Raw genomic sequence first — 15440 nt, 5'->3', positions numbered from 1 at the left:
AGTTAGCCGAGCAAGGCGTCGGCGAATTCGCGCGCCGAGAACGGCTGCAGATCCTCGACCTTTTCGCCCACGCCGATGAAGTACACCGGCACCGGACGCTGACGCGCAATGGCGGCGAGAATGCCGCCCTTGGCCGTGCCGTCGAGCTTTGTCACGATGAGGCCGGTGAGTTGCAGCGCGTCGTCGAACGCCTTGACCTGCGTGAGCGCGTTTTGTCCCGTGTTGGCGTCGATCACGAGCAGCACCTCGTGCGGTGCGCCCTCGGCAGCTTTGCCCAACACGCGCCTGATCTTCTTCAACTCTTCCATCAGATGCAATTGTGTGGGCAGTCGGCCAGCGGTGTCGGCCATCACGATGTCGATCTTGCGCGCGCGTGCGGCAGTCACAGCGTCGAACACGACGGCGGCCGGGTCGCCGTTCTCCTGTGAGACGACGGCGACGTTGTTGCGCTCGCCCCAGATCGCCAGTTGTTCTCGTGCCGCCGCGCGGAAGGTGTCGCCGGCGGCGAGCAGCACGGACTGGCCGTAGTGCTGGAAGTGTTTGGCGAGCTTGCCGATGCTTGTCGTCTTGCCTGCGCCGTTCACGCCCGCGATCATCACGACCATCGGCGACTCGCGACCGAGAACCAGGCTCTGTTCCAACGGCTGCAGCAATTCGACCAGCAGATCGTGCAGCGCGCGCTTGACCTGCTCGCCTTCGGTCAGCCGGTCAGTCTTGACCTTCTTGCGCAGGGCGCCGATCAGGAAAGCCGTGGCTTCCACGCCGGCGTCGCTCATCAGCAGCGCGTCTTCCAGTTCCTCGAACAGGTTCTCGTCGACTTTCACGCCGATGAAGATGCCCGTGAGACCGGCGCTCGTCTTCGACAGTCCCGCCTTCAGGCGCGTGAGCCAGGAGCGCTTGGCGGCCGGGGCTTGGGCCGGGGCCGCGACGATCTCGCCGATGGCGTCGCCGTGGGCATCCTTGACAACGACGGCCGGGGGCGGTGCGGCCGGCTCGATCGACGATATCGGCGCAATGGGCTCAATCGGCTCGACGGGTTCCGCCAGTTCCGCCTGTTCGGGCGCGATTTGCGGCGCAAACGTGGGCGCGGACTGCGCCGGCGTGATGAGCGATGGGACATTCGCCTGCGCCGGTTCGGACGGCACCGCATTTTGGACCGGGGTGACGGGCGGGGGCGCGGCGTCGATGGGTGCGGTGGGTGCCTGCGCGGCTTCGGCCGGCACGCTAGCGGGCACGACGGCCGGTGCGATGTCGGCCTTCGCTGCAGCGTCTTCGACCGGCAAGCTTGGCGAAGCGGGCGTTTCCGGGATTTCCGGCGATGGCGCCAGCGCGTCGGACGCGAGGGATTCGGTCGATGCGGGACTCGTCTCGGCGGCTTTGTTACCGCCCGACTTGAAGCGCTTGAAGAAACTGAACATGGGGTGAAGAACTCGACGTGGGCGCACGCGGTCAGCGTGCGTCTGTGATTTGTCTTGCCATTCGCGTCGCACAAAACGCCCTACAATGGGCGGGTCGTGATTTCCGACGCGGGAAATGCGACGTATTTTATCAGACGCGAATCAACGTCCGTGACGGGCGAAAGGGGATCCATGACGGGAACCATGCGCTGGCGACATACCTTGGCCGGACTCATCCTGGCCAGTGTGGCATGCCTGAGCCAGGCGGCCGACACCGCCGGCAGCAAAACGGCGGATAACACGTCGGAATTCACGTTATCGAACGGGTTGCGGCTGATCGTGCGCGAAGACCACCGGGCACCGACGGTGGCCCATGTGGTTTGGTATCGCGCGGGCTCGCTCGACGAATTCAACGGCACGACAGGTGTGGCCCACGTGCTCGAACACATGATGTTCAAGGGCACCAAGGCTGTCGGGCCGGGCCAGTTTTCGCGTCAGGTGGCGGCGCTGGGTGGCCGCGAAAATGCGTTCACCAGCAAGGACTACACCGGCTACTTCGAGCAGACGGAGAAGTCGCGTCTGCCGGAGATGATGCGTCTCGAGGCCGACCGCATGGCCAACCTCACGCTCTCCGGCGACGAGTTCGCCAAAGAGATTCAGGTGGTCATGGAGGAGCGCCGGCTGCGCACGGACGATCAGCCGCGCGCATTGCTCTACGAGCAACTGATGGCCTCGGCGCTCGTTGCCAATCCCTATCGTCGCCCAATCGTCGGCTGGATGGACGACCTTCAGCACATGACCGTCCAGGACGCACGCGACTGGTATGCGCGCTGGTATGCGCCGAACAATGCGGTGGTGGTCGTGAGCGGCGATGTCGATCCCGCGCAGGTCAAGCAACTCGCCGAGACCTATTACGGCTCGCTCAAGCCGCATGCGTTGCCCGATCGGCGTCCTCAGAACGAGCCGGCACAACTCGGCGTGCGCCGGGTGTTCGTGAAAGCGCCGGCCGAGAATCCACACGTGATGCTCGCGTGGCGTGCGCCCCGTCTGACCGACGTCGAAAAGGACGACGACGTCTATGCGTTGCAGGTGCTCGCTGCCGTGCTCGACGGCTATGGCAATGCGCGTCTGACGAGCCGTCTCGTGCGCGAGCAACGCATCGCGAACGATGTTGGTGCCAACTACGATGGCGTGGGCCGTGGCCCGCAATTCTTCCTTCTCGACGGCACCCCCGCGAAGGACAAGACGCCTGAGCAGCTCGAGAAAGCGCTTCGCGCGCAGGTGGCCGATATTGCGGCGCATGGTGTGACCGCGGCGGAACTTGGGCGGGTGAAGGCGCAGGTCGTTGCCTCGCAAATCTACAAACGCGACTCGGTGTTCGGCCAGGCGATGGAGATCGGTCTGAACGAAATGTCGGGCATCTCGTGGCGGCAGATCGATCGCATGCTCGACAAGGTGAAGGCGGTCACGCCGGCACAGGTGCAGGCGGTGGCCGGCAAGTACTTCGGCGATGCGTCCCTGACTGTGGCGACGCTGGTTCCCCAGCCCATCGACGAAGCGACACGAAAGCGCCGCGCCCAAGGGGCGGAAGACTTGAAGAACATGCGCTGAGAGGGCCACACGATGATGAAAATTTCCGCACTGTTGCGTGCGTTCTCTGTGCCTGCGCGCACGGGCTTTACGGCGAGCGTTGCTGCCGTTGCCGCGGGTGCGATTATTGCCGTCACGCCGCTGAGTGCTCGCGCGGCGCTGCCGATTCAAAGCTGGGTGGCGCCGTCGGGCGCCAAGGTGATGTTCGTCGAGAGTCGTTCGATCCCGATGATCGACCTGAACATCGACTTCGATGCCGGCAGTCGCTACGATCCGCCGGGGAAGTCCGGTCTGGCGATGCTCACGGCGGGCTTGCTCGACGCGGGCGCGTCCGCCGCAGCCGGGCGCCCCGCGCTGACCGAGGCGCAGATTGCCGATCGCTTTGCCGACGTGGGCGCGATGGAAGCGACAAGTGCCGGACGCGATGCCGCGACCGTCACCCTGCGCACGCTGTCGTCAGCGACCGAACGCGATGCGGCGGTCGGCGCGATGGCGCAGTTCCTGCAACATCCTACGTTCCCCGATGCGGTGCTCAAGCGGGAAGCGGCGCGTCTGTCGGCGGCGATTGCGGAATCCGATACGAAGCCCGAGGCGATTGCCGAGAAGGCATTTCGCCGCGCGATCTACGGCAGCCATCCGTATGGTGTCAGCCCGACGGTGGCGAGTGTGAACGCCGTGAAGCGCGACGATCTGGTGCGTTTCTACCGCGACATGTACAGCCCGAAGCGGGCGGTCGTGACGATCGTCGGCGACATCGATCGAGCGCAGGCGGAGGCGCTCGTCGCCACGCTGACCGACGCCATGCCCGTGGGCGTGACGCCGCCGGCGATGCCGTCGGTCGCGTCGTTGAGCAGTGCCGTGCAGATCGATCTGCCGCACCCGGCCGAGCAGGCGCACATTGTGACGGGGCAGGCGTCGGTGGCGCGCAGTGATCCCGACTACTTCCCGTTGCTCGTGGGTAACTATGTCCTGGGCGGCGGGGGCTTCGTGTCGCGCTTGACGACGGAGGTGCGCGAAAAACGCGGTCTGACGTACGGCGTGTCGAGTGGCTTCATGCCGCAGTTGCAGGAGGGGCCGTTCGAGATCAGTTTGCAGACGCGCCGTGAGCAGGCACCGGAGGCGCTCAAGGTCGTGCGTGAAACGCTCGCCAAGTTCGTCCAGGACGGGCCGACCGACGCGGAGATGCAGGCCGCCAGGGACAACCTGACCAACGGCTTTCCGCTGCGACTCGACAGTAATCGAAAGCTGCTGGCGAACGTGGCCGCTATCGGCTTTTATCACCTGCCGCTGGACTACCTCGATACGTGGACCCGCAACGTTGAGGCCGTGACCGCTGCGCAGGTAAAGAGCGCCTTCGCGCGTCACGTGGCGCCGGACCGGCTCGTCACGGTCGTCGTGGGGCCGAGTGACGTCTTCGGCGGCGCAAGCGCAGGCGCGGCGGCGCCCAGCGGAAAATCTTCGGTACGCACGCAAACGAAATAATCATCGCATCGTCGTGGGATTGACGCGACGTATTGACATACGACATACGACATACGACAGACGGCACCGACAGCTTTCGGTGCCGTTTTTCGTTGGCTTGCGTGAGCGGGCCGAAAGGTACGACGCGGCGTTACCGAAGAATGCGCCTGCGCAGCAGTACGAGTGCCGCGGCGAACCCGACGACCGCATAGATGGCGAGCGCGCTTGCATGCAGCCATGGCAGGTCGATGGGGCGTCCGAGCATGGCGGGGCGGATCAGCGCTACCGCGTGGGCCAGGGGCAGCCATTCAGTGACGTGACGGGCTGCCGCCGGCAGTTGCGCCAAGGGGAAGAACACCCCCGAGAGCAGCAGCATCGGTGTCATGACCAGCGTCTGGTAAAACATGAAGAAGTCATAGCTCGGCGCGAGCGCCGTCATCACCATCGCCAGACTGGCGAACGCGAGCCCCGCCAGCAGGATCGCCGGCAGTACGACAGGCATGCTGTCGATGCGCGCGTAGCCGAGCGCGCTGGCCACCAGCAGGATTGCGACACCTGAGAGTACGGCCTTGCTCGCAGCCCACACGACTTCGCCGAGCACTACGTCGCCCAGCGTAAGCGGCGTGTGCATGAGCGCTTCCCACGTGCGCTGCACATGCATGCGCGAGAAGCCCGAGTACATCGATTCGAAGCTGGCGGAGAACATCACGCTTGAGCCAACGGTCCCGGCGGCAAGAAACGCAATGTATGACGTGCCGTCGACTTCGCCGACCATCATGCCGAGGCCGAACCCCAGCCCGAAGAGGTAGATCATCGGGTCAGCCAGATTGCCGAACAGCGACGCGATGGCGAGCTTGCGCCAGACAAGGAAGTTGCGCCGCCAGACGCCCATCCACGGCGAGATGCCGGGCAGGTAGCGAGGCGTCTCCGGGGTGCGTTCGTGGGGTGGGCCAGCGCGGTGCGCGCCCGCCGTCGCGACTGCCGCGCTGTCGCCGGTATCACCGGTATCGCCGGTGTCGCGTGTTTCCGGTGTGTCGGGCATGGGATGGTCACGCTCAGTCATCGCGCATCTCCCGGCCGGTGAGTTTGAGAAAGACGTCTTCCAGATTGGCTCGCCGATGCAGATATCGAACGCCGGGCTGTTCTTGCAGCGCTGCAACGACCGGCACCGCGTCGCGCACATAGCAGAAGTGGGTCTCGCCACTCGTCTCGATGCGGTCGGCCAGTGGCGTCAGGCGCGCGAGCAGGGCTTGCGGCACGTCGCCGAACACCTCCACGACATCGCAGCCGATTTCCCGCGCAACAAGTTCGGGCGGCGTGCCCTCGGCGATCTTGCGGCCGGCATCGATCACGCACAGACGATGGCACAGGCGCTCGGCTTCTTCCATGAAGTGCGTCGTGAGCAGAATCGTCTTGCCCTCGTTCATCAGCGACTTGAGCCGTTCCCAGATCAGGTGGCGAGCTTGCGGATCGAGGCCCGTCGTGGGCTCGTCGAGTACAAGCACATCGGGATTGTTGATGAGCGCCCGGGCGAGTGTGAGACGTCGTTTCATGCCGCCTGAGAGTTGGCTGACGCGGGCATCTGCCTTCGACTCGAGTCGCGCGAACGCGAGCAGGGCGGGCACGCGTTCCCGAAGCTCGGCAGAGGAGAGTCCGAAATAGCGTCCGAAGACCGCGAGGTTCTCGCGCACGGTGAAGTCGGGATCGAGGTTGTCGAATTGCGGCACGACACCGACGCGGCGTCGCGCCTGTGGCGCCTGTCGCGGCACGGACAGGCCACCGAGACGGATTTCACCGCTGTCGGGCGTGACCAGGCCCAGCAGCATGCGCAACGTGGTGGTCTTGCCGGCCCCGTTGGGCCCGAGCAAGCCGAAACACTCGCCCGGCGCGACGCGCAGCGAAAGATGGTCGACCACGGGACGGCCGTCATAGGCCTTGCACAGCTCAATTACCTCGATGGCGGCGTCGGTCATGGCGAATCGGGCGGTTTCCTGTGATGTCCTGCCGGGCGCGTCGTCGTTGTGCCATTGGCGTCGAGGCAGACGCTCGCCGCTCGGGATCGACGCATCGTCTGCCATCGTATGCCTTGATGGGGCAGGTCTTGCGGGCGATGTGGTATGTTTCGCCTCAACAATGTAGCGTGAATTGTCATGATTTTGGATTCCTGGCGTGCGCAGCCGCGCGCGCGAACTCATTTTTGCACGGGTGACGGTGTCTCCGGCAAGGCTGTCCTGCGGGGAACACGATGAAGTCCGGTTCGGGAAACGTGGCACGCGGCGCGCCGCAGCAGGTGCGCATCATTGGCGGCCAGTGGAAGCGCACGCCGCTGCCGGTGCCGTCGGGCGAAGGCCTGCGGCCCACGCCTGACCGTGTGCGGGAAACCCTGTTCAATTGGCTGGGTCAGGATCTGGGCGGCATGCGGTGCCTCGACGCGTTCGCGGGCAGCGGCGCGCTGGGATTCGAGGCCGCCTCGCGGGGTGCCGCCCGCGTGCTGATGGTTGAGCACGCCGCGCGGGCCGTTCGGCAACTGCGTGCCAATCAGGACAAACTCGGGGCCGATCAGATCGAGATCGTGCAGGCCGATGCCCGTCGCCTGATAACCACACTCCCGCCCGGGGCTTTTGACGTGGTGTTTCTCGATCCGCCGTTTGCGAGCGGCTGGATGAACGACCTGCTGGCGCCTGCGGCCCGTCTGCTCGCCCCTGGCGGGGTGATCTACGCCGAATCGGACATCGCGCTGGAGGACGACGCACTGGCGGTGCTCGACCTCGCATGCCTGCGACGGGCGAAAGCCGGGGCCGTGCATTATCATTTGCTTGAATCGATACCGAAAACCTAGAGACCACAATGAACAAGTACGCAGCACAGGTCCCCAGCCGCGAGGAGACGTTGGCATGGTAGTGGCGATTTATCCGGGGACGTTCGACCCGTTGACCCGAGGACATGAAGATCTGGTCCGCCGTGCGGCAGGGATTTTCGACAAGCTCGTCGTTGGCGTGGCGGATAGCCGAAACAAGAAGCCGTTCTTCTCGCTGGAAGAGCGCATCGACATCGCGCGCGAAGTGCTGGGTCACTATCCGAACGTCAGCGTGGAAGGGTTTTCCGGGCTGCTCAAGGACTTCGTGCGCAAGCACCAGGCCCGTGTGATCGTGCGCGGCCTGCGCGCCGTGTCCGACTTCGAGTACGAGTTCCAGATGGCCGGGATGAACCGCTATCTGTTGCCCGATGTGGAAACGATGTTCATGACGCCGTCTGACCAGTACCAGTTCATCTCGGGCACGATCGTGCGCGAGATCGCGCAACTGGGCGGCGACGTCAGCAAGTTCGTGTTTCCTTCCGTCGAAAAATGGCTGATGACGAAAGTCGGCAGCCTGCCGACGAACGGATGAGTATCGCGTACGCCGGCCCGGCCCTTGCGGCTGACCGGCGTTGCGATACGGCTGGAGGTGCCGTATGGCCTTGATGATTACCGATGAATGCATCAATTGCGACGTGTGCGAGCCGGAGTGCCCGAACGACGCGATTTCGATGGGGGTCGAGATTTACGAGATCGATCCGAACAAGTGCACCGAATGTGTGGGGCACTTCGATGAACCGCAGTGCGTGCAGGTGTGTCCGGTGGAGTGCATTCCCATCAACCCCGAACACGTCGAGACGCCCGAGCAACTGCTCGAGAAGTACACCCATCTGCAAGCGGCCAAGACGGCCTGAGCGGCGTGCCGGCCAAGCCAGCCGCGCACTGTGCGCGGCAGCGCCGCTTATTTCCCCGGTGCGGCGTGCAGGCGCATCATTGCCTTTTCCATCTCGCCTTTGACGACCTGATCGACGATGTCGAGCGAGCGCGACATCGCGTCGTCGATCTGCGCCTGCTCTTCCTTGCGCGGCGGCTTGAGCACGAAGTCCACGACCTGCTGTTGGCTGCCCGTCGGCTGAAGCGTGCGCGGATGGCCGATGCCCAGACGCAGACGCCAAAACTCGGGCGTCGTCAGATGCGCGGCGATGTCCTTCAGTCCGTTGTGACCACCGCTGCCCCCACCACGCTTGAGTTTCACCGTGCCGGGCAGCAGATCGAGTTCGTCGTGCACGACGAGGATTTCATCCGGCAGGATCTTGTAGAAGCGTGCGAGCGCCACAACCGACTGCCCCGAGCGGTTCATGAAGGTCTGCGGCTCGAGCAACCAGACTTCCTGGCCGGCAATGCGTGTGCGCGCTGCATAGCCGTGGAAGTTCTTCTGGTTCGTGAGCGACGCACCGCATTGCTGCGCCAACGCGTCGACGAACCAGAAACCGGCGTTGTGACGCGTTGCTGTGTATTCGGCGCCCGGATTGCCGAGCCCTACGATCAGCTTGATCATTTCGGTATCACGATCTTGGCGCGCGCCGAATCGGCATGCGCGCCGCCATAAAAAAACCCGCCGGACATGACGTCGCGGCGGGTCTTGCGTCCAGCGTCGCCGCTGAAGGCTAACGCGCGGGCCTTAGGCGGCCGGCGCTGCACCTTCGGCAGCCGGAGCAGCCGCTTCGTCAGCAGCCGCACCTGCCGGTTGGACGGCTTGCGCGACCACCGGGTTTTCTTGCTCGACGTGCAGCGTGAGCGTCACGCCGGCGGGCAGCTTGACGTCCTTGGCGTGCACCGTCTTGCCCGCTTCCAGGGTCGACAGGTCGACTTCCAGGAATTCCGGCAGCTTGCCCGGCAGGCAGTTCACGTCGAGTTCGTTCACGGTGTGGCTGATCACGTTCGACGCCAGCTTCACGGCCGGGGCGTTCTCAGCACCCAGGAAGTGCAGGGGCACCTTCACGTGAATCGACTTGTTCGGATCGACACGTTGGAAATCCACGTGCAGAACCAATTGCTTGAACGGGTGGTACTGCACATCGCGCAGCAGCACTTGTTCGGTCTGGCCGGCAACTTCCAGCTCGAGAATCGACGAGTGGAACGCTTCCTTGCGCAGGGCATGCCACAGCGCATTGTGATCGAGTTCGATCATCTTCGGATCAACGTTTCCACCGTACACGATGCCCGTGGTCTTACCGGCATTGCGCAGGCGGCGGCTCGCACCCGTACCTTGCAGATTACGCTCAAAAGCGACGACTTTCATAACAACTCCTTGGACTGCCCGCGACCAGGCAGCGATAGCTTCCCAAATGCCGTGCAAAAAACATCGGCTTCAGGAATGACAAAGGCGGGGAGACGCTCCCCGCCGACACAACAACGGCGCCACACAGGCGCCGTCGCAAAAATTTACCGAACGCTTATTCCGCGAACAGCGACATTACCGAGTCGCCACGACGGATACGCGAGAACGTCTCGGCGAGCAAATTGGCGCAGCTCAACTGGCGGATCTTGCCACCCTTCGAGTCGTCGCGCAGCGCGATCGTGTCCGTCACGACTACTTCGTCGAGTTCCGACGCGTTGATGCGCGCCGCCGCACCGCCGGAAAGCACCGGGTGCGTGCAGTACGCATAGACCTTCTGTGCGCCACGCTCCTTCAGCACCTGCGCGGCTTTGCACAGCGTACCGGCCGTGTCGACCATATCGTCCATGATGACGCAGGTGCGGCCTTCGACTTCACCGATGATGTTCATCACTTCGGCGACGTTGGCCTTCGGACGACGCTTGTCGATGATCGCCAGATCACAATGCAGTTGCTTGGCGAGCGCACGCGCACGCACCACACCGCCAACGTCCGGCGAGACCACCAACAGGTTTTCGTGGTTCTGCGCGCGCACATCGGCCAGCAGCAGCGGCGAGGCGTAGATGTTGTCGACAGGGATATCGAAGAAACCCTGAATCTGGTCCGCGTGCAGGTCCATCGTGATGATGCGCTCGACGCCCGCGATTTGCAGCATGTTGGCGACGACCTTCGCCGAGATCGCGACACGCGCCGAACGGGGGCGGCGATCTTGACGGGCATAGCCGAAATACGGGATGGCAGCGGTGATCCGGCCGGCAGACGCGCGCTTGAGCGCATCGACCATGATCATCAGTTCCATCAGGTTGTCGTTGGTCGGCGCGCACGTCGACTGGAGGACGAAGACGTCCTTGCCGCGCACGTTTTCCTGGATTTCGACCTGGATCTCACCGTCCGAGAACCGGCTCGCCATGGCCTTGCCGAGGGGAATGCCGAGAGTGTCGACGACCGCTTGGGCCAGGGCGGGATTGGCGTTCCCGGTGAATACCATTAGGTTATCACTACTCATCTGGCTACCTGCGGAACGTTGGGATGCTGAGACTGCACGACAGAGAAATTGGCAGGGGAGGAAGGACTCGAACCCTCGTATGCCGGAATCAAAATCCGGTGCCTTAACCAACTTGGCGACTCCCCTACACTAACCGTTGCCCTTGCCGCGTCGTAGGAAACGCAACAAAGTAAAACCCTTCACGCGAAGGCGAACAGCGGGTGTTCGGCCAGACTGGCGGTCACTTGACCCAGCCAGCGCTCTGGCAATCGCTGGTATGCCGCTTCCGCCTCTGCCTTCGTGTCGAATGCTGCAAACACACTGGCGCCGGAGCCCGTCATACGTGCGGTGGTGAAGGTGCTGAACCAGTCAATCACCGCAGCGACTTCCGCGTATTCTCGAATCACTGCCGCTTGCATGTCGTTACGGAAAATTTCATCCGTTCCTAACACGTTTTTGCTGGTGTGTTCGAGAAAGAACGCCATTGTGACGATCTTCGAATCCCTTGTCAACAGTGGATCGCGAAATATTTTGTCGGTCGCGACGTGGACGCGCGGGTTGACCACGAGGAAGTACCGAAGCGGCAAATCCACGGCGTGCAATTCCTCGCCCAGCCCTTCGGCGAACGCATTGCGGCCGAAGACGAAAAACGGCACGTCGGCCCCGAGTTGCAGGGCGAGCGCCTGAAGTTCCGCGCGCGGCAGATCGAGTTGCCACATGCGATTGAGTGCGAGCAGCGTCGTCGCGGCGTCGGAGCTGCCGCCGCCGATGCCGCCACCGGCCGGCAGCCGCTTCTCGATGGCAATCTCCACCCCGAAGCGCACGCCGCAATGGTGCTGCAGAAGGCGGGCGGCGCGCACCGTCAGATCCGTCTCAGGGGGCACCCCCGGCAGCGGGTTCGTGTGAACGATCCGTCCATCGTCGCGACGCGCGAAATGCAGCGTATCGGCCCAGTCGATCAGCTGGAAGACAGTCTGCAGCTCGTGATAGCCGTTCGGCCGGCGTCCCACGATGTGCAGGAACAGGTTCAGCTTGGCCGGAGCCGGGCAGTCACGCAGGATTTCGTACATGGCGATGCAAAACGATGGATAACGAGCGTCGACGCGGCACTGTCGCAACGTCGGTGTCTGGAGACGGGACTTCCCCGCGCAATTCGATCCCTTTGCGCAAGGCGCGCGTGGCACTCGACGTGCGCTGGAGCGGGCGGCGCCAAGCATAGCACCGTCGCAACAAGCGCGCCCAAGTGGCCGTCGATACCGCCGATGTCGCCAAAGCGATGGCGGTGCCCGGCCCAATCGGCGTCGCTCGACCTTACTCGTCGATCACGAGCCGCACAGCGAGCGGCGACCCGTCGAGATCGCGAGACAGGTCGATGCGCTTGACGCGTAGTGGCGCGCCGTCGAAAAAGGCCTGATAGTCGATCGTCCACCCGTCCTGCTTCAAATGCGTCGGCCGTTGTGTCTGGGGATCGCGCTCGATGCTCGCCTGCGATCCCGGAGCGCCCTGCATTTGCAGCCAGTAGCGCAGGCCGCCCACCGGCAGCGCGAAGCCCAGGGCGTCGTGCATGACATCTTCGAGGCGCGGGCCACTCAACGGTGCCTTGCCGGGTAATTCGAGCGACGCACGACGCGGATTCTCGCGCACGATCGCCTGGGTTTGTCCGAGCGGGTCGAGCAACTGGACGATCGCGTTGTCGCCATTCTGCTGCCAGTCGAAATTGCCGTAGGTATTGCGCGTCTCGCCATTCTGCTCGTAACGCACGGAGAAGCGGCCACGGTAGTGTTCGACGCTGGCGCCCGCCGCCGACGTCACCGCGGTGGGCGGCGCGAGGCTCGCACAGCCGGCGACGAGCCCGGCGAGCGCACAGGCCAGCACCAGGGTCGTGGCGCGAGCCGAACGCGACGCCACGAGCGAAAACGGCGACCTCATATGCATTACGGCGTCACGTTGTAGCGTTTCATCGTCGCGCGCAGCGTGTCGTCGTCGCCGTCGAGCTTGAGGGCTTCACGCCAGGTCTTGCGTGCCTCGTCCTGCTGGCCCGATTCCCACAGCACCTCGCCCAAGTGAGCGCCGATCTCGGCCTGCGCCTGAATGCCATACGCGCGGCGCAGCAGTTCGAGCGCCTGCGGTTTGTCGCCGAGGCGATACTTCACCCAGCCCAGGCTGTCCAGAATGTACGGATCGTCCGGCGCGAGCGCCGACGCCTTTTGCAGTAGTTTGAGCGCTTCCGGCAGACGGGTATTTCGCACGGTCAGCGAGTAGCCGAGCGCGTTGTAGGCTTGTGCGTTTTCCGGCTGTGACGCCATCACACGACGCATCGTCTTTTCCATGACGTCGTAGTGTTTGTTCAACTCGGCCACCATGCCGTACTGATACAGCAGGTCCGGATCGTCGGGATGATTCTTTACCTCGACCGCGAGCAGCTTTTCCGCCTCGTCGTAGCGTTTTGCCTTGACGAGCAGATCCGACTCGGCGCGCTTGAGCGCGAGTTGCTCACGCGGATCGCTCGTCTTGATGCTGATGCTGTGCAGCAGCGCACGGCCTTCGTCGACCTTGCCCTGATCGGCGAGCAGCTGCGCGCGCCCGATCTGCGCGGGCAGATACGCGTTGCTGTCTTCGCGAATCTTCGAAAGCCACTTGTCGGCGGCCGGGTAATCCTTGCGGTCCTGGGCGATCTGCGCGAGATAGACATAGGCTTGCGCGCCGTCGGTGTTCTGCTGTTCGGCTTCCGACGCGTACTTCTGCAGATATTGTTCGGCCTGCTCAGGATGTTTGGCGTGCAGGTTGAGCAGCGCGAGCGCCATGAGCGTCGAGAGTTCGTGCGGGTAACGCTTTTCCAGCGTTTCGAACTGCTTCTGTGCCGCGTCGAGCTGGTTGTCGGCCAGCAGGAGCTTGGCGTAGGCGAAGCGCGCTTCCTTGGCGTTCGGATTGCGATCGAGGAACGTCTTCAATCCGGCAATGGCGCTGCTGCGCTCTTCCGGCCCCATCTGACCGTAAAGCAGTGCGGCGGCCTCGTAATCGGGCTTGAGACTGAGGGCCTTTTCCAGCGACGCGCGTGCGCCGGCGGTGTCGCCGGCATCGAGTTGCGAGCGGGCGATGGCCAGTTGCGCCTCGGGGCGTTGCATGTCGTTCGCCAGCATCCGCTTGAGCGACGCGATCCCCGTGGCGCGCTCCGGACTGCGCGCAATCATCTGCTGCAGTTCGAGAATGGCCTGGCCGCGGCGTGCTTCCGGCACCTTGTTCAGTTCGTCGACGAGCAGCGGTTCGGCGTCGGACAGATGGCCGGTGCCGACCTCGAGGCTCGCGAGCAACTGCGATGCAGGACGCCAGGTCGGATCGAGTTCGTGCCAGAGTCGGGCGGCAATGAGCGCGTCTCCGAGCTGGCGGGCGCCGAGCGCGATCTCGACCGCGCGGCGGGCCATGCGCGGGTCCTTCGTGCGATTGGCCAGTGCGACATAGGTGTTGAAGGCGGGCGCCAGGCTGCCTTGTTGCAGGCTCAACTCGGCGGCCATCACCTCGAAGACGATCTCGCTGGAGAGCGCGACGTTCGGAAGCTTTTCGCGCGGGACGCTCGCATCTGACGCCGCGGACGCCCCGGCTTCGCTGCCGACGTCTGCGCTGGCGTCGCTCGCGCCTGCCGGCGCGCTCGCTGGCGCGGCTTGCGCCGTCGGCCGGGACTGTGCATGCGCGTTCGACGAAGGCAGGAATGCCATGATGGCGCTGGCGCAGGTTACGCCAAGCGCCGTTGCGCCGGCCCACGCCCCGCGTGCCAGGGCGCCGCGCAGGCGCAAAACCACGGGTGCCACGGTGAGCGCCGTGCTGGTCGCGGCGGGGATGGACTGGAATCGGGTGTTCGGCATAGGGATCCACGACAGGTTTCGAGCGATTGTAGCGCGCCCGATACAATAGAGTCTAAATCCTCAGCAAACGTTCGCAGGCATGCCTGAACTCCCAGAAGTCGAAGTCACCCGTCGCGGGATTGCGCCGCACGTGGCGGGCACACGCGTTGCCCGCATCGACGTGCGCAACGCCTCATTGCGCTGGCCGGTGCCCGACGGACTCGACACGCTCCTGCGCGGCGAAACGCTCGTCGGCGTGACCCGTCGCGGCAAGTACCTGTTGCTGGAATACGCGCCCGGCTGGCTGTTGGTGCATCTGGGCATGACCGGCACGTTGCGTGTCCTGCCCGAGCCGCAGGCGCTGCCGGCGGCCGGGGTGCACGACCATATCGATCTCGTTTTCGAGCGATGCGCGCTGCGCTATCGCGATCCGCGTCGTTTCGGCGCGGTGTTGTTCCATCCGCGCTCGGCGGGCGACGTGCTGGCACATCCCCTGCTGGCCGGTCTCGGTGTCGAGCCGCTGACGGACGCTTTCGACGGCCGATGGCTTTACGCAGGTACGCGCGGCAGGACCGTCGCCATCAAGCAGGCATTGCTCGCGGGCAGCATCGTTGTCGGTGTGGGCAACATCTATGCGTCGGAGAGCCTCTTCCGCGCGGGCATCGCGCCGCGCATGGCGGCGGGCAAACTCTCGCGGCCCCGGGCCGAGAAGCTCGCCCAAGCCATCAAGGACGTGCTTGCCGCGGCGATCGAGAAGGGCGGCAGCACGTTGCGCGACTTCGTCGGCAGCGACGGCAATCGCGGCTATTTCCAGCAGGAATATTTCGTCTACGATCGTGCCGGGCAACCCTGTCGCGTGTGTGGCACCCCGATCCGGCAGATCGTGCAAGGGCAGCGCTCCACGTTCTTCTGCCCGCATTGTCAAAAATAACGCAAGCGGCAATCGCAGATCGCGCAGCGGGTCGGCGGTTTG

General features: G+C 64.3%; 15 protein-coding genes and 1 tRNA gene. 6 read left to right on the top strand and 10 right to left on the bottom strand.

Annotation, left to right across the window (positions count from 1 at the left end; genetic code table 11):
• Positions 1-2: 2 nt before the first annotated feature.
• Positions 3-1418, bottom strand: coding sequence for a signal recognition particle-docking protein FtsY (ftsY, locus tag A985_RS0106910; RefSeq protein ID WP_017232668.1), 1416 nt, complete (start codon positions 1416-1418; stop codon positions 3-5).
• A 171-nt stretch (positions 1419-1589) separates the two neighbouring features.
• Here ftsY and A985_RS0106905 point away from each other — a divergent pair, with 171 nt between their 5' ends.
• Positions 1590-3008 carry a pitrilysin family protein gene (locus A985_RS0106905; protein WP_017232667.1) on the top strand — a complete coding sequence of 473 codons (1419 nt, stop codon included), beginning with the start codon at positions 1590-1592 and terminating at the stop codon, positions 3006-3008.
• Between the two features lie 12 nt (positions 3009-3020).
• Positions 3021-4469, top strand: coding sequence for a pitrilysin family protein (locus tag A985_RS0106900; RefSeq protein ID WP_017232666.1), 1449 nt, complete (start codon positions 3021-3023; stop codon positions 4467-4469).
• A gap of 130 nt (positions 4470-4599) precedes the next feature.
• Here the strand turns inward: A985_RS0106900 and A985_RS0106895 are convergent, their stop codons facing one another.
• Together A985_RS0106895 and nodI are read right to left on the bottom strand one after the other, a co-directional pair.
• On the bottom strand, positions 4600-5490 hold the full coding sequence (locus tag A985_RS0106895) for an ABC transporter permease (RefSeq protein WP_017232665.1): 891 nt from the start codon (positions 5488-5490) through the stop codon (positions 4600-4602).
• A 13-nt stretch (positions 5491-5503) separates the two neighbouring features.
• Positions 5504-6421, bottom strand: coding sequence for a nodulation factor ABC transporter ATP-binding protein NodI (gene nodI / locus A985_RS0106890; RefSeq protein ID WP_026131719.1), 918 nt, complete (start codon positions 6419-6421; stop codon positions 5504-5506).
• Between the two features lie 272 nt (positions 6422-6693).
• Between nodI and rsmD the strand changes: the two genes are divergently transcribed.
• From rsmD to A985_RS0106875, 3 genes are all read left to right on the top strand, one after another.
• Positions 6694-7287 carry a 16S rRNA (guanine(966)-N(2))-methyltransferase RsmD gene (rsmD, locus tag A985_RS0106885; protein ID WP_017232663.1) on the top strand — a complete coding sequence of 198 codons (594 nt, stop codon included), beginning with the start codon at positions 6694-6696 and terminating at the stop codon, positions 7285-7287.
• 55 nt (positions 7288-7342) lie between these two features.
• The gene (coaD, locus tag A985_RS0106880) at positions 7343-7837 is read left to right on the top strand and encodes a pantetheine-phosphate adenylyltransferase (protein ID WP_017232662.1); all 495 of its coding nucleotides are present in this window, start codon (positions 7343-7345) and stop codon (positions 7835-7837) included.
• A 64-nt stretch (positions 7838-7901) separates the two neighbouring features.
• A complete protein-coding gene (locus A985_RS0106875; protein ID WP_017232661.1) occupies positions 7902-8159 on the top strand; it encodes a YfhL family 4Fe-4S dicluster ferredoxin in 258 nt (85 codons plus the stop codon).
• A gap of 47 nt (positions 8160-8206) precedes the next feature.
• On the opposite strand, the gene pth is transcribed toward A985_RS0106875, so the two are convergent.
• The 7 genes from pth to A985_RS0106840 all read right to left on the bottom strand — a co-directional run bounded on the left by pth (position 8207) and on the right by A985_RS0106840 (position 14488).
• Positions 8207-8803 (bottom strand): aminoacyl-tRNA hydrolase, encoded by a 597-nt coding sequence (pth, locus tag A985_RS0106870; protein ID WP_017232660.1) that lies wholly within the window; start codon positions 8801-8803, stop codon positions 8207-8209.
• Between the two features lie 123 nt (positions 8804-8926).
• On the bottom strand, positions 8927-9547 hold the full coding sequence (locus A985_RS0106865) for a 50S ribosomal protein L25/general stress protein Ctc (protein ID WP_017232659.1): 621 nt from the start codon (positions 9545-9547) through the stop codon (positions 8927-8929).
• Between the two features lie 154 nt (positions 9548-9701).
• Positions 9702-10649 carry a ribose-phosphate pyrophosphokinase gene (locus tag A985_RS0106860; protein WP_026131718.1) on the bottom strand — a complete coding sequence of 316 codons (948 nt, stop codon included), beginning with the start codon at positions 10647-10649 and terminating at the stop codon, positions 9702-9704.
• Positions 10650-10698: 49 nt separating this feature from the next.
• Positions 10699-10775, bottom strand: a tRNA-Gln gene (locus A985_RS0106855).
• Positions 10776-10828: 53 nt separating this feature from the next.
• Complete coding sequence (ispE, locus tag A985_RS0106850) at positions 10829-11698, bottom strand: 4-(cytidine 5'-diphospho)-2-C-methyl-D-erythritol kinase (RefSeq protein WP_017232657.1); 870 nt, start codon at positions 11696-11698, stop codon at positions 10829-10831.
• A gap of 241 nt (positions 11699-11939) precedes the next feature.
• Positions 11940-12557 carry an outer membrane lipoprotein LolB gene (locus tag A985_RS0106845; RefSeq protein ID WP_026131717.1) on the bottom strand — a complete coding sequence of 206 codons (618 nt, stop codon included), beginning with the start codon at positions 12555-12557 and terminating at the stop codon, positions 11940-11942.
• A 5-nt stretch (positions 12558-12562) separates the two neighbouring features.
• Positions 12563-14488, bottom strand: coding sequence for a tetratricopeptide repeat protein (locus A985_RS0106840; RefSeq protein WP_017232655.1), 1926 nt, complete (start codon positions 14486-14488; stop codon positions 12563-12565).
• Between the two features lie 79 nt (positions 14489-14567).
• Here A985_RS0106840 and mutM point away from each other — a divergent pair, with 79 nt between their 5' ends.
• Positions 14568-15398, top strand: a complete 831-nt coding sequence (gene mutM, locus A985_RS0106835; protein ID WP_017232654.1) for a bifunctional DNA-formamidopyrimidine glycosylase/DNA-(apurinic or apyrimidinic site) lyase — start codon at positions 14568-14570, stop codon at positions 15396-15398.
• The last annotated feature ends 42 nt before the right edge of the window (positions 15399-15440 follow it).

The sequence above is a fragment of the Pandoraea sp. B-6 genome (assembly GCF_000282835.1).
Lineage (GTDB): Bacteria > Pseudomonadota > Gammaproteobacteria > Burkholderiales > Burkholderiaceae > Pandoraea > Pandoraea cepalis.
The sequence above is the reverse complement of the archived record's forward strand: the minus strand, read 5'-3'. Positions and strand labels throughout refer to the sequence as shown.

Coding starts and splice junctions, on each gene's coding strand:
- ftsY (WP_017232668.1), bottom strand. CDS start 1,418: ATGTTCAGTTTCTTCAAGCGCTTCAAGTCGGGCGGTAACAAAGCCGCC.
- A985_RS0106905 (WP_017232667.1), top strand. CDS start 1,590: ATGACGGGAACCATGCGCTGGCGACATACCTTGGCCGGACTCATCCTG.
- A985_RS0106900 (WP_017232666.1), top strand. CDS start 3,021: ATGATGAAAATTTCCGCACTGTTGCGTGCGTTCTCTGTGCCTGCGCGC.
- A985_RS0106895 (WP_017232665.1), bottom strand. CDS start 5,490: ATGCCCGACACACCGGAAACACGCGACACCGGCGATACCGGTGATACC.
- nodI (WP_026131719.1), bottom strand. CDS start 6,421: ATGACCGACGCCGCCATCGAGGTAATTGAGCTGTGCAAGGCCTATGAC.
- rsmD (WP_017232663.1), top strand. CDS start 6,694: ATGAAGTCCGGTTCGGGAAACGTGGCACGCGGCGCGCCGCAGCAGGTG.
- coaD (WP_017232662.1), top strand. CDS start 7,343: ATGGTAGTGGCGATTTATCCGGGGACGTTCGACCCGTTGACCCGAGGA.
- A985_RS0106875 (WP_017232661.1), top strand. CDS start 7,902: ATGGCCTTGATGATTACCGATGAATGCATCAATTGCGACGTGTGCGAG.
- pth (WP_017232660.1), bottom strand. CDS start 8,803: ATGATCAAGCTGATCGTAGGGCTCGGCAATCCGGGCGCCGAATACACA.
- A985_RS0106865 (WP_017232659.1), bottom strand. CDS start 9,547: ATGAAAGTCGTCGCTTTTGAGCGTAATCTGCAAGGTACGGGTGCGAGC.
- A985_RS0106860 (WP_026131718.1), bottom strand. CDS start 10,649: ATGAGTAGTGATAACCTAATGGTATTCACCGGGAACGCCAATCCCGCC.
- ispE (WP_017232657.1), bottom strand. CDS start 11,698: ATGTACGAAATCCTGCGTGACTGCCCGGCTCCGGCCAAGCTGAACCTG.
- A985_RS0106845 (WP_026131717.1), bottom strand. CDS start 12,557: ATGAGGTCGCCGTTTTCGCTCGTGGCGTCGCGTTCGGCTCGCGCCACG.
- A985_RS0106840 (WP_017232655.1), bottom strand. CDS start 14,488: ATGCCGAACACCCGATTCCAGTCCATCCCCGCCGCGACCAGCACGGCG.
- mutM (WP_017232654.1), top strand. CDS start 14,568: ATGCCTGAACTCCCAGAAGTCGAAGTCACCCGTCGCGGGATTGCGCCG.